Genomic DNA, 12,864 nt, shown 5'->3' with positions numbered 1-12,864 from the left:
CGCCGTCATGCCCGGGCTTGTCCAGGGGCATCCACGTTCTTACGCGCGACGACAAAGACGTGGATGGCCGGGTCAAGCCCGGCCATGACGAAATCGAGAGGTATGCGGCAGCTACGGCGCCTGGATCACCGTCGGTACGCCCGGCTCCAGCAGCCGCAGCCGCATTCCGAAACCAAGCACGTCGAACGTCTTGCGCAGATCCTCGCTGTTCTGGCGGAAATGCGCCCAGCCTTCGGTATGCACGGGCACGATCGTCGCATCGGGGAAGGCGCGCGCCGTCTCGATGGTGTCGTTGGTGTCCATGGTGAGGTGGAACGGCCCGCGCGTCTGCGCGGCGCCCGCGAAGGGCAGCACCACGCCGCATTTGAAGCGGCGCGCGACTTCGGCGACGCCGTCGAACCAGGTGGTGTCCCCGCTGATATAGACCGTGCTGGTGTCCTTCCGGCTCGACGCCACCACGAAGCCGATGACGTCGCCCGACAGCGGCTCGATGCCAGCCGGGCCATGGCGCGCCGGCGTCGCGGTGATGGTCAGGGTGTTGCCGTCGCTATCCTTCAGATGCGTCGTGCTCCAGGGCGCAAGGCCCTCGACATGACCACCGAGGCGCTTCGCGCCCGCCTCCGTCGTCAGCACGCGCTTGACCTTATGGAGATAGTCGCGGCCGGAATGATCGAGATTGTCCGAATGCTGGTCGTGGCTGAGCAGCACGGCATCGACCGGGCCGATCGCGTCGGCTTTCAACGCGGGACCGATGGTTTTCTCCAGCGTCACATGCGGCAGCTGGTAGGCGCCGGGCGCATCGAAGGTCGGGTCGGTGAGCAGGCGGAAGCCGTCGATCTCGATCAGCGCGGTCGGGCCGCCGATCAGGGTGATGGAAATGGGCACGAGAGAACTCTCCTCTTACGAGACAGGCTTTGCAGGCCGCGTCACCAGATAGATGCCGAGCGCGACCGGGATGATCCCGAGCAAATCGCGCGCCTCGACGTGCTCGCCGAGCACGAGATACGCGAACAGCATGCCGAGCGGCGGCATCAGGAAATGATAGGCGCTGGCGGCGGTGGCGCCGCATACTTTCAGGAGGTGAAACCAGAGCCAGTAGGCAAGGATCGAGCCCCCGAGCACGAGGAAGGCGAAGGCGCCGAGCAGGCCCGGCGTATAGTCGATCGCGTGGATGTCGGCGAAACTGAACGCGATCGGCGTCAGTGCGAGACCGGCGGCAAGGTTCTGCACGCCATTGCCGATCCACAAGGAGCCCTTCGGCGCGAGCAGCTTGAACAGGATGGTGCCAGCGACGAGCGAGGCGAGCGAAGCCAGCGTGAAGACGATGCCGTGCAGCGAATCCGTGCCGACCGATAGGCGATGCCAGACGATCAGGGTCACGCCGGTGATGCCGAGCAGCAGGCCGCCCGCCTTGCGCCACGTCATGCCTTCGCCGAGCAGCAGGGTCGCGAGCGCCGCGGTGAAGACCGGATTGGCCGATACGATCAGGCCGCCGAGGCCGGCGGAGACCGATTGCAGGCCGGTGTAGCCGAGCCCGAGATAGAGCGCGTTGTTGGCAATCCCAAGTACGGCGAAGATCGCCGCATCGCGCCAGGTTAACGACCAGCTGTCGCCGCGGATCAGCGTGGCGCCCAGGATCAAAATGCCGGCGAGCGAGAAGCGCGCGGCGAGCAGGATCAGCGGCGGGCAATGGGTGACGCCGATCTTGCCGGCGACGAAGGCGTAGCTCCAGAGCAGGCAGAACAGGCCGATAGCGAGCGGCAGCGTGTTGAAGCGGCTGCGGGGGGCTGAAATCGAGGGCGCGAGCGACATGGGGGCATTCTCCTGAGCCTCGATCTAGGGACCGCGCTTGTCATTTGGAAATTAAATGATTAACTTGTGGTCAGTGGATTTTCGAATGGAGGCGGCCATGCTCGATCTCGAGCTGCTGCGCAGCTTCGTCTCGGTGGTCGAGGCCGGCGGCTTCACCCGCGCCGGCGAACGCGTCCACCGCACGCAGTCGACCGTCAGCCAGCAGATCAAGCGGCTGGAGGACGATATCGGCCAGGTGCTGTTGCATCGCGACGGCAAGACCGTGCGCCCGACCGAGGCCGGCGAACGGCTGCTCTCTTATGCGCGGCGCTTGCTCTCGCTCGCCGAGGAGGCGCGCGACGTGCTGCGCCAGCCGGATGGCGAAGGCGCGATCCGGCTCGGCATCCCCGAAGATTTCGCGGCGTACCGGCTGACCAAATTACTGGGCGCGTTCGCGCGCTCGCATCCGGGCCTGCGGCTCGACGTGCGCGCCGACCAGAGCAAGCACCTGGCGCGCGATCTCGAGCGCGGCGAGCTCGACGTTGCGCTGTTCAAGCGTGCGGCCGGCGAGAAGGGCGCCATCGCGGTGTGGCCGGAGCGCGTGCACTGGGTCACCAGCAAGAGCCATCCGGTCGACGTTCACGCCGCGTCCGTGCCGCTGATCGGCTTCCCGACCGGCTGCCTCTACCGGGCCGGTGCCATCCACGCGCTGGAAAGCGTCGGCCGCGCCTGGCACATGGCCTATTCCTCGTCGAGCCTCTCCGGCATCCAGGCCGCGGTCGCCGCCGGCATGGGCCTCAGCATCTTGTCGGAGATGTCGATCCAGTCCGACCACCGCGTGCTGACGGCGAAAGATGGTTTTGCGCCGATCAACAAGACCGAGGTCGCACTGATGGCCTCGCCCGATGCGAGCCCGGCAACGCTCCGGCTCGCGGATCGTCTCGCCGAGTTTTGCGATGCGGTGCAGGCGAAGGCGGCTTGAGCCCGCAGACTATCCGGCGACCTCTCAATTCGCCGCGGACATCAGCCTGTTGCCGCACGCATTCGCATAAAACTTGCCGCCGCATTGGCGCTTGATGGCGGCACAGCGGGCCGCGGGCGAGGCATTCTGCGGGACGGTGAAGCCGCAGCTGAGGCCGTCGGCGCTGCGACCGGGCTTGCCGGCGGCAAACGCGGCACTGAGGGTGCCGATGCAGACGACGAGCAGGGCCGCCGCGGCGATTTCGATCAGCAGTCGCGTCAGCAGTCTCATGGGAATGTTCCTCCACACTGATGGCTGAATTGACCCGCAATCTAGCACCGAATCCCGGGTTTCTCCGTGCTCGCCCGGGTTCCCAAACCGGCCCGTTCCTTGCATAAATTCGCGCCAGCGCAGTGCACGGCCGCTCCAGTGGCAGTTCCGGTGCAGGGGCAAGACGCGTAGGGTTAGTGGTGTGTTCGACCAGGAAGTGACGGCTTTGCAAGATCAATCGTTCCAGCCAAGTTTTCCCGCCCCCGGCCAGCCGATCGACGAGCTCGCGCTGGCTGAGATCAAGGGCGCGATCCTGGCGAAGCTGCGCCTTGCCATCGGCAAGGATGCGGGCATGGCGACCAGGCACGACTGGTACCAGGCCGCGGCGCTGGCGCTGCGCGACCGTGTCGTGCATCGCTGGCTCACGGCCGAGAAGCACAGCTACGACGCGGGCCGCAAGCGCGTCTATTATCTCTCGCTCGAATTCCTGATCGGCCGTCTCTTCACCGATGCGCTCAACAATATGGGCCTGCTCAAGATCTTCGAGGTCGCGCTCGGCGATCTCGGTGTCTCGCTGCCTGAGCTGCGCAAATGCGAGCCGGACGCCGCGCTGGGCAATGGCGGCCTCGGGCGGCTCGCCGCCTGCTTCATGGAGAGCATGGCGACGCTGTCGATCCCCGCGATCGGCTACGGCATCCGCTACGACTACGGCCTGTTCCGCCAGATCATCAACCAGGGCTGGCAGCAGGAATATCCCGACGAGTGGCTGAGCTTCGGCAATCCCTGGGAATTGCAGCGCCCCGAGGTGATCTACGACATCTTTTTCGGCGGCGGCGTCGAGCATGTCGACGACAAGGGCCGCGACCGCGCGATCTGGCATCCGGGCGAGACCGTGCAGGCGATCGCCTATGACACGCCGATCGTCGGCTGGCGGGGCCAGCACGTCAACGCGCTCCGCCTGTGGTCGGCGCGTTCGCCCGATCCGCTGAAGCTCGACGCCTTCAACAAGGGCGACTATGTCAGCGCCACCGCCGAGCAGTCGCGCGCGGAAGCGATCTGCAAATTCCTCTATCCGAACGACGAGAGCCCGGCAGGCCGCGAGCTGCGCCTGCGCCAGGAATATTTCTTCGTCTCGGCCTCGCTCCAGGATCTCGTCAAGCGGCACCTTGCGTCCGACGGACAGCTGCGCAGCCTGTCGAGCAAGGTCGCGGTGCAACTCAACGACACCCATCCGAGCCTCGCCGTCACCGAGCTGATGCGGATCCTCGTCGATTTGCACAATTTCCGCTGGGACGAGGCCTGGAAGATCACGGTCGCCACCCTCTCCTACACCAACCACACGCTGCTGCCCGAGGCGCTGGAGACCTGGCCGGTCGAGCTGTTCGAGCGGCTGCTGCCGCGGCATCTCGAAATCATCTACCGCATCAACGTGCAGCATCTGGCGCTCGCCGAAGCGCGCTGCCCTGGCGACATCGACTTCCGTGCCTCGGTCTCGCTGATCGACGAAAAGAGCGGGCGCCGCGTGCGCATGGGCCAGCTCGCCTTCGTCGGCTCGCACCGGATCAACGGCGTCTCAGGCATGCATTCGGACCTGATGCGTGAGACCGTGTTCCACGACCTCAACCATCTCTATCCCGGCCGCATCACCAACAAGACCAACGGCATCACCTTCCGCCGCTGGCTGATGCTGGCGAACCCGAAGCTGACCGACCTGTTGCGCGAGACCTGCGGCGAGGCGGTGCTCGACGATCCCACCCAGCTTTCGCTGATCGAAGCGCGCGCCAGCGACGTCGAGTTCCAAAAGAAGTTCCGCAGCGTCAAGCTTCACAACAAGACGGCGCTCGCACGCCTGATCGGCGAACGGCTCGGCATCAAGGTCGACCCGACCGCGCTGTTCGACGTGCAGATCAAGCGCATCCACGAATACAAGCGCCAGCTCCTCAACGTCATCGAGACTGTCGCGCTGTACCAGGCGATCAAGGACGATCCCACCGGCAATTGGGTGCCGCGGGTGAAGATCTTCGCGGGCAAGGCTGCCGCGAGCTACCGCTACGCAAAACTGATCATCAAGCTGATCAACGACGTCGCGGAGGTCGTGAACAACGATCCCACGATCGGCGGCAAGCTCAAGGTGGTGTTCCTGCCCGATTACAATGTCAGCCTCGCCGAAGTGATCATTCCCGCGGCCGACCTGTCCGAGCAGATCTCGACCGCGGGCATGGAAGCGTCCGGCACCGGCAACATGAAGCTGGCGCTCAACGGCGCCATCACCATCGGCACGCTCGACGGCGCCAATATCGAGATCCGCGACCATGTCGGGCCTGAGAACATCGCGATCTTCGGCATGGAGGCCGGCGACGTGATGATCCGGCGCAAGCAGGGGCTGGACGCCTCCGACCTGATCCGCAATTCGCCGAAGCTGCAGCGCGCCATCAATGCGATCGGCACCGGCGAGTTCTCGCCGGGCGATCCCGGCCGCTTTGAATCGATCGCGCACGCGCTGCGCCATCTCGACCATTACATGGTCAGCGCCGATTTCGATTCCTATTACGAGGCGCAGCGCAGCGTCGATGCGCGCTGGCTGGTCTCGCCGGCCTGGACGCGCGCCTCCATCCTCAACGTCGCGCGCATGGCGTGGTTCTCCTCGGACCGCACCATCCGCGAATACGCCGAGGAGATCTGGAACGTGCCGGTGAATCCGACCACGCCGCTGCTGCCGAATCTGCGCGACGCCGCGGGCTGATTTTTCCGCGGCGTGGAAGCGTTACCCGACAGGTAATTGCACAGCCACGCGATGGCTGTGATATGACGACCGTCATTCCGGGGCGGCTCGCAGAGCCGAACCCGAAATCTCGAGCTTCCGGGTTCGATGCTCGGTCCCGCGCTACGCGGTCCCGTCGCATCGCCCCGGAATGACAGACGGAAACGAAAATGCACGCCAAGCTTCCCCACCCCTTCGACGACGCCACCCGCGTCACTGCCGGCGACTCGAGCTGGCAGGGGCACACCAGCGACGATTACTGGGCCTTTGTCGGCCCGTTCGGCGGCGCCACCGCCGCGACCATTTTGCGCGCGCTGATCGACCACCCGGAACGCGCCGGCGATCCGCTCGCCCTCACGGTCAATTATTGCGCGCCGATCGCCAAGGGGCCGTTCGATCTCGACGTGCGGCTGGTGAAGGGCAACCGCTCCAGCCAGCACTGGAGCGTCGAGCTCAGCCAAGGCGGCGGCGAGGTCGCAACGCTCGCCACCGCGGTGTTCGCCGAGCGGCGGCCGTCCTGGGAGCACCGGGTGGCGCAATATCCCGATGCAAAGCCGTTCGAAGCGACGCTGCCGTTCCCGAAGATCGCGGCGTCCTGGGCGAACCAATACGAGTTTCGCTTCGTCGAGGGCGAGATGCGGATCGGCCCGCCGCGCGCCGAGCCCGCCGGCACCTATTCGAAGCTCTGGATCAGCGATCGCGAGCCACGCAAGCTCGACATGCTGTCGCTGATGTCGATGTCGGACGCCTTCTTCGGCCGCATCTTCCACGCGCGGCGCGAGCTGGTGCCGTTCGGCACGGTGTCGCTGACGACCTATTTCCACACCGACGGCGACGAGCTCGCGGCTGAGGACATCACGCGCGTGCTGGCCACCGCCGATTCGAAGATCATGCACAGGAGCTACGCCGACCAGAACGCCGAGCTGTGGTCGCCGAACGGTCGGCTGCTCGCGACCTCGACACAGATCGCGTATTTCAAGGCGTGAGCTTTCTCCACCCCTCGTCCCGTTCTTGCCGGGCTTCCTAACCCGCCATTCGCTGCCTCAGGCTCTGATAAAACGCCGTCTCGAAATTCATGTAACCGATGAACGACGTTGGATCGCCGAACGGAAGAATCTGCGTGGCCCAGAACCCGCCGAACCCGTTCTGCCGGTCGATCCAATAGAACAGATTGGCAAGGCCCGCCCAGCCGAGGGCGCCGGCGGGACGCCCGGTGGGTGCTTCCTGGTCGTTGATCATGAACGAGAGCGCCCAGGACTTTGATTGGCCCGGGAAGAACTCGGCATCATTGCACAGCGCTGGGATGACGCCGGTGATCGGTGTCACCTTCTTGTCTCCGAGATGATTCTTCTCCGCCATGCGCACGGTCTCCGCCTTCAACACGCGGCCATGCTCGCCGGCACCGTCATTCAACCACATCCGGATGAAACGCATGTAGTCGCCGACCGTGCCGTAAAGGCCGTGGCCACCCATATGCACTTCAGGCTTGGCGGGGAGCTCGAAATCCATCGGCGTCAACGAGCCGTCGGCGCCGCGCGCGTGGATCCCCGCCAGTTTGCTGCGCATGGCGTCGGTCAGCTCGAAGGTCATGCTCTTGATTCCGAGCGGCTCGAAGATGCGCGTATTGAAAACCTCTCCAAGCCGGCGCCCGGCGATGGCCTCGACGATTTGGCCGCACCAGTCGAGATTGGTGCCGTAATCCCAGCGCTCGCCCGGATCGAACAGCAGCGGCGTCATCAGGCAGGCTTTGGAAGCGGTGATGACGCTGGGCTGCCCCTTCTCCTCGGCCAGGCGGTTATAGGTGTGGTTGATGAAATCGTAGCCAAGGCCGGCGGTGTGCGTCATCAGCATCCGCGTGGTGATGTCCCGCTTGGGCGCCCGCAGCATTGGCTCACCCGCGGCATCAAAGCCCTCGATGACCTGGAGCTTGCCGATGTCCGGCGCGTAGCGCTTAGCCGGTGCGTCGAGATCGAGCTTGCCCTCTTCGACGAGTTGCAGCACGGCCGTGCCGGTGACCGCCTTGGTCGTGGAGAAGATGGCGAAGATGCTGTCGGTCGTCATCTCGGCTGGCTGGTCGACACGCCTTTTCCCCGCAGCACCTTCGTAGATGTTGCGATAACGGTCCGTCACCATCGCGACGACGCCGGGCACGCGCGGCGTGGATGTAACGACACCGTCGAGAACGGCGTCTGCAGCAGCACCGAAATTCGTGCTCATGGTTGTCCTCCCGTTTGGATTGGATGAATTCCGTCGACGCAGCGCTTCTCGAGCACTCAGTTCATGGTGAAGCCCTGGTAGCCGCTGGCAGCGACCTCGTTGCATTTCTGCCGATAGGCGCCGACGCCCCCGCAATAGGACAGAACGCGGCGCGGCTTGCCTTCGACGTTCGAGCCCAGGTACCAGGAATTGGTCTTCGCGATTAGCGTCGCATTGGCGATCTCATCGTGATGCGCCACCCATCCGTCTTCGGCATCCTTGGTCGGCTCAACCACCTTCAGGTTCTTCGTACGCACGAACCTGATGCAATCGTCGATCCATTCGACCTGCTGCTGGAGACAGGTGGTCATGTTGCAGAGCGCAGCCGACGGAGCCAGCGGCACAGCAGTCGTGAACAGGTTCGGATAGCCGTGAACCTGCAGGCCCATCGTGGTGCGGATATCCTTGCTCCAATCCTCCTTCAGCGACCGCCCATCGCGGCCCCTGATATCGATGCGCGTCAACGCGCCGGTTCCGGCGTCGAATCCAGTCGCCAGAACGATGACGTCGAGCTCGTGGATCGTCCCGTCCGCGGTCTGGATACCCGTGGGTGTCACGCGTTCGATCGGATTGGCCTTGACGCTGACGATCTCGACATTGGGGCGATGGAAGGCCTCGAGGAAGTTCTGCTCCAGTGGCACCCGATGCGTCCCGAAACCGTAGTCGGCCGGAATCAAGGCATCGCACAGCTTTGGATCCTTCAGTCGCTCGCGCATCTTCTCGCGCACGAAGCCCGAGATTTCGGCGTTGACCTCGGGGTCGAAGAACAACTCGGCGAAGGACGATATCCACAGCTTCAGGGAGCCGTCGTTCCAGCAATCCTCGATCACCTCCCGGCGCCGCTCCGGCGTCAGGCCGGCCCAGGCGTGCTCGAAATCGTATTCGAATCCGGTGAAGGTATGCGGCAGGCGCTCCGTGAGGTGCTGGAATTTCGACTTGTAGGCCTCCGCATCTTCCTCGCTGTACTTGGGATTCTTCATCGGAATCATGTATTGCGGCGTGCGAACAAAGACTTTCAGATGACCGACCTCGCCAGCGATCGTCTGGATGACCTGGATGCCGGTTGCGCCGTTGCCGATAACGCCGACGCGCTTGCCGCCGAATTCGACCGGCTCCTTGGGCCAGCGCGCCGTGTGGAACAGCTGCCCCTTGAACGTCTCCTGTCCCGGAAACGATACGTGCGGGGCGGAGAGCATGCCGCAACAGGTGATCAGAAACTGGGTGTCGATCACGTCACCTTTGTCGGTCGTGACCAGCCAGCGCTGTGTGGCTTCGTTGAAATGGGCGCTTTTGACGATCGTCCCGAACTGGATGTCCTTGCGCAGATCGAGGCGGTCGGCGATGTAGTTGAGCCAGCGCTCGATTTCCGGCTGGCCTGGGAATTTCTCGCTCCAGCTCCATCCCTTGTAGAGCTCCTCGGAGAACAGATACTGGTAGATGTGGCTCTCTGAATCGAAGCGGGCGCCGGGATAGCGATTCCAATACCAGGTGCCGCCCACGCCTGCGCCCGCGTCAATCGCCCTGACCTTCAATCCCTGTTCGCGCAAACGGTAGAGCTGATAGAGCCCGGCGACGCCGGCTCCAACAACCACCGCGTCGAATTTCGCCGTTACATGCGCGCCATTGCTTCCATTGGGTTTGGTCGCCGTTTCTGCCATTTTTCCCTCCTAGGTCTTCCCAGAGCGCGCGGCCTTCCCCACCCGTCGTCTGATCGGATGGTCGTGCATCGCGTCATTTGTCGGTCCCGCGAGTGCCTGCGGCTTTTCACCGTTCTTCCGCACTTGCCCGGGACGCGAGGGAGGCTATGAGGCGGGCTGCGTTCCCGGCTTGAACAAAACCGACAATCCTTTGAATGAAGCCGGAGGCCGGCGCCGACCTCGCCCGAGCTCGCTTGGCAAATGGCAAATCCGGCCTATGCTGCTGCCTTGCCGATCGGCCAATGAGAACAACAAGCAGTCGACCATGCCAAAACTCCAGGGAGGAGGCTCGCGCGATGGGGCAGTTCATCACGGTCGAGGAGCTGCCACGCTATGCTCCCGGCGAAATGATGTTGGACAGTTCAGCGGTGGGAAAAGCCGATTTTCGGCTGCGCGTGTTCCGCTATGCGCCATCCGACATCTGGGTGCCGCCGTCCGATAACTTTCTGATCGTGATCTATCGCGAAGGCACCACGGCGATGAAACGCCGCGTGACCGGATCCTGGAAGCAGGATCAAGTCGGCCGCGGCGTCACGACGCTGCTGACGCGCGCGGAAGCTTCGAACTGGCGATGGTGCCATGACATCGAAGTCAGTCATCTCTACATCTCGCCTAGTCTCATGGCGAAGACCGCAAGCGAGGCTTTTGACCGGGATACCGAAAGCGTCGAGCTCCATGATCTGCTCAGGATCGAGGATCCGGTCCTGACCTGGATTGCTGACCAGATGGTGCAGGAGGTTTCCACAGGAGGTCCGGGCGGCCGGCTCTGCTACGATGCCATGGCACTTCAGGCGAGCGTCCACATCCTGCGAAAATACGCCTCAGTGCAATTCAAGATGCCCTGTGCGCAAGGGCGCTTCAGGCCGGCGCATGCGCGAATGATCGAGGATTATATCGAGCAGAACATTTCCCGGAACATCACGCTCGACGAACTGGCCAACATCTGCAACTGCACGCCGGTGCAGTTCGCCCGCAAATTCCAGGCACACTATGGCATGCGGCCGCACAGCTATGTCCTCACCCGCAAGGTGGAGCGCGCCTGCGAACATCTGCGCAAGGACCGCCTTGCACTGAAGGAGATCGCCCTGTTGAGCGGTTTCTCCGACCAGAGCCATCTCAACCGGATCTTTCGCAGGCATATGAGCGCGACGCCCGCAGAATATCGCAAGCAATGCACGGGCTAGGCTGCCTGACGATGCTCAGGCCGCAAAAGAAAGGGCGGCTGATCAAGCCGCCCTTCCTCGTCAATCACGTCCTGCGAAAACTTACTCAGCCGCGAGCTTCACGTCCGGCGCGGCGGCGCGCACCTCGGCGTCCACCTGGGCTTCGAACTTGGCGAAGTTCTTCTGGAACATGCCGACCAGCGCGCGGGCGGTCTTGTCGAACTCGTCCTTGTCCTTCCAGGTGTTGACCGGGTTGAGGATCTCGGCCGGCACGCCGGGCAGCGCGGTCGGGACCGCGAAGCCGAAATATTTGTCGGTGCGGAATTCGACGTTGCGAAGCGAGCCGTCGAGCGCGGCGGTGAGCAGCGCACGCGTCACCTTGATAGGCATGCGCGAGCCGACACCGTACTTGCCGCCGGTCCAGCCCGTGTTGACCAGCCAGCAATCGACATTGTGCTGGGCGATGAGGTCGCGCAGCATGTTGCCGTAGACGCTGGGGTCGAGCGGCAGGAAGGGCGAGCCGAAGCAGGTCGAGAACTCAGGCTGCGGCTCGTTGCCGAGACCGCGCTCGGTGCCGGCGACCTTCGCGGTGTAGCCGGACAGGAAGTGATACATCGCCTGCGCCGGCGAGAGCTTGGCGATCGGCGGCAGCACGCCGAAGGCGTCGGCGGCGAGCATCACCACGTTCTTCGGCTGCGGCGCGCGGCCGGTGCGCGAGGCGTTCGGGATGAAGTCGAGCGGATAGGCCGACCGCGTGTTCTCGGTCTTGGAGCCGTCGTCGAAATCCACCACGCGGGTGTCTTCGTCGAGCACGCAGTTCTCGAGCACCGCGCCGAAGCGGGTCGAGGCCGCGAAGATCTCGGGCTCGGCTTCCTGCGACAGCTTGATGCACTTGGCGTAGCAGCCGCCTTCGAAGTTGAAGACGCCGTTCGGGCCCCAGCCGTGCTCGTCGTCGCCGATCAGCGTGCGGTTCGGATCGGCCGACAGCGTGGTCTTGCCGGTGCCGGACAGGCCGAAGAAGATCGCCGCGTCGCCCTTGGCGCCGACATTGGCCGAGCAATGCATCGGCATCACGCCGCGCTCGGGCAGATAATAGTTCAGCGTGGTGAAGACCGACTTCTTCATCTCGCCGGCATAATAAGACCCGCCGATCAGGACGATCTTGCGGGCGAAATCGATCGCGACGACGTTCTCCGACTTGCAGCCGTGACGTTTGGGATCGGCGCGGAAGCTCGGCATGTCGATGATGGTGAGCTCCGGCACGAAGGTCGGCAGCTCGATCGCCTCGGGGCGAATCAGCAGCGTGCGGATGAACAGCGAGTGCCAGGCGAGCTCGGTGAAGACGCGCGTCTTGATCCGGTAGGCCGGGTCGGCGCCGCCATAGAGATCCTGCGCGAACAGCTTCTTGCCTTCGGCGTGCTTGAGGAAGTCCTGATAGAGCGTCTCGAACTGTTCTGCGGTAATGGACTGGTTGCCGGCCCACCACATCTTCTTGTCGGTGGTGGCGTCACGCACCGTGAACTTGTCCTTCGGGCTGCGCCCGGTGAACTCGCCGGTGTCGGCGCAAAGTGCGCCGTCAGCGGACAGCACCGCCTCACCCGCAGTGAGCGAGTATTGATAGAGTTGCGGCGCACCGAGGTTCCAGTGAACCTGCTCGAGATTCTTTAAACCAAACTTGTCGGCGCCGAAGGCACCGTTGCGCACGCCCGTCTCTTGCACGAAAAATCCTCCTAGAACCCGCGACATTCAGCGCGACCAGAACTTCAGCACCATCGCGGTCACCGTGATTTATAGGCCAACCGGCCTCGGCTGGGCGACCTAATAATGATGAACGCTGGCGTTGCCAAGCTGATCCCGCAGGATTTGGTTTATTCAAGGACCGCGCCAAACGTCGCGCATGTCAGCTCTGAGCAGCTGCATCAAAAAATCACGAATGATCGCGCAACCAAATGCGGAATTCGGCGT

Annotated in this window: 10 protein-coding genes; 4 read left to right on the top strand and 6 right to left on the bottom strand. The window is 63.8% G+C overall.

The window, feature by feature from the left end:
- Positions 1–111: 111 nt before the first annotated feature.
- The gene (locus tag GA0061098_RS20340) at positions 112–885 is read right to left on the bottom strand and encodes an MBL fold metallo-hydrolase (protein WP_091959940.1); all 774 of its coding nucleotides are present in this window, start codon (positions 883–885) and stop codon (positions 112–114) included.
- Between the two features lie 15 nt (positions 886–900).
- Entirely contained in the window at positions 901–1,812 is a 912-nt protein-coding gene (locus tag GA0061098_RS20335; RefSeq protein ID WP_091959935.1) for a DMT family transporter, read from the bottom strand.
- 97 nt (positions 1,813–1,909) lie between these two features.
- On the opposite strand from GA0061098_RS20335, the gene GA0061098_RS20330 reads away from it, so the two are divergent.
- Positions 1,910–2,773 (top strand): LysR family transcriptional regulator, encoded by an 864-nt coding sequence (locus GA0061098_RS20330; RefSeq protein WP_165637492.1) that lies wholly within the window; start codon positions 1,910–1,912, stop codon positions 2,771–2,773.
- 24 nt (positions 2,774–2,797) lie between these two features.
- Here GA0061098_RS20330 and GA0061098_RS20325 read toward each other — a convergent pair whose 3' ends face one another.
- On the bottom strand, positions 2,798–3,043 hold the full coding sequence (locus GA0061098_RS20325; RefSeq protein ID WP_091959926.1) for a hypothetical protein: 246 nt from the start codon (positions 3,041–3,043) through the stop codon (positions 2,798–2,800).
- A 205-nt stretch (positions 3,044–3,248) separates the two neighbouring features.
- Between GA0061098_RS20325 and GA0061098_RS20320 the strand changes: the two genes are divergently transcribed.
- Together GA0061098_RS20320 and GA0061098_RS20315 are read left to right on the top strand one after the other, a co-directional pair.
- Positions 3,249–5,765 (top strand): glycogen/starch/alpha-glucan phosphorylase, encoded by a 2,517-nt coding sequence (locus GA0061098_RS20320; RefSeq protein ID WP_165637491.1) that lies wholly within the window; start codon positions 3,249–3,251, stop codon positions 5,763–5,765.
- A 188-nt stretch (positions 5,766–5,953) separates the two neighbouring features.
- Complete coding sequence (locus GA0061098_RS20315; RefSeq protein WP_091959923.1) at positions 5,954–6,769, top strand: acyl-CoA thioesterase; 816 nt, start codon at positions 5,954–5,956, stop codon at positions 6,767–6,769.
- 37 nt (positions 6,770–6,806) lie between these two features.
- Here the strand turns inward: GA0061098_RS20315 and acmB are convergent, their stop codons facing one another.
- A complete protein-coding gene (gene acmB / locus GA0061098_RS20310; protein ID WP_091959919.1) occupies positions 6,807–8,000 on the bottom strand; it encodes a methyl acetate hydrolase AcmB in 1,194 nt (397 codons plus the stop codon).
- A gap of 56 nt (positions 8,001–8,056) precedes the next feature.
- Positions 8,057–9,697 carry a flavin-containing monooxygenase gene (locus tag GA0061098_RS20305; RefSeq protein WP_091959916.1) on the bottom strand — a complete coding sequence of 547 codons (1,641 nt, stop codon included), beginning with the start codon at positions 9,695–9,697 and terminating at the stop codon, positions 8,057–8,059.
- A 335-nt stretch (positions 9,698–10,032) separates the two neighbouring features.
- On the opposite strand from GA0061098_RS20305, the gene GA0061098_RS20300 reads away from it, so the two are divergent.
- Entirely contained in the window at positions 10,033–10,920 is an 888-nt protein-coding gene (locus tag GA0061098_RS20300; protein ID WP_091959911.1) for a helix-turn-helix domain-containing protein, read from the top strand.
- Between the two features lie 81 nt (positions 10,921–11,001).
- Here the strand turns inward: GA0061098_RS20300 and GA0061098_RS20295 are convergent, their stop codons facing one another.
- Positions 11,002–12,618, bottom strand: a complete 1,617-nt coding sequence (locus tag GA0061098_RS20295; RefSeq protein WP_091959907.1) for a phosphoenolpyruvate carboxykinase — start codon at positions 12,616–12,618, stop codon at positions 11,002–11,004.
- Positions 12,619–12,864 lie beyond the last annotated feature (246 nt).

The sequence above is a fragment of the Bradyrhizobium shewense genome, from assembly GCF_900094605.1.
GTDB classification, from domain to species: Bacteria; Pseudomonadota; Alphaproteobacteria; order Rhizobiales; family Xanthobacteraceae; genus Bradyrhizobium; species Bradyrhizobium shewense.
This window is presented reverse-complemented; position numbering and strand designations above follow the sequence as displayed.

Excerpts from the sequence above, each read along its gene's own strand:
- GA0061098_RS20325 (WP_091959926.1), bottom strand. The coding sequence starts at position 3,043 with ATGAGACTGCTGACGCGACTGCTGATCGAAATCGCCGCGGCGGCCCTG.
- GA0061098_RS20315 (WP_091959923.1), top strand. The coding sequence starts at position 5,954 with ATGCACGCCAAGCTTCCCCACCCCTTCGACGACGCCACCCGCGTCACT.
- GA0061098_RS20330 (WP_165637492.1), top strand. The coding sequence starts at position 1,910 with ATGCTCGATCTCGAGCTGCTGCGCAGCTTCGTCTCGGTGGTCGAGGCC.
- GA0061098_RS20300 (WP_091959911.1), top strand. The coding sequence starts at position 10,033 with ATGGGGCAGTTCATCACGGTCGAGGAGCTGCCACGCTATGCTCCCGGC.
- GA0061098_RS20335 (WP_091959935.1), bottom strand. The coding sequence starts at position 1,812 with ATGTCGCTCGCGCCCTCGATTTCAGCCCCCCGCAGCCGCTTCAACACG.
- GA0061098_RS20305 (WP_091959916.1), bottom strand. The coding sequence starts at position 9,697 with ATGGCAGAAACGGCGACCAAACCCAATGGAAGCAATGGCGCGCATGTA.
- acmB (WP_091959919.1), bottom strand. The coding sequence starts at position 8,000 with ATGAGCACGAATTTCGGTGCTGCTGCAGACGCCGTTCTCGACGGTGTC.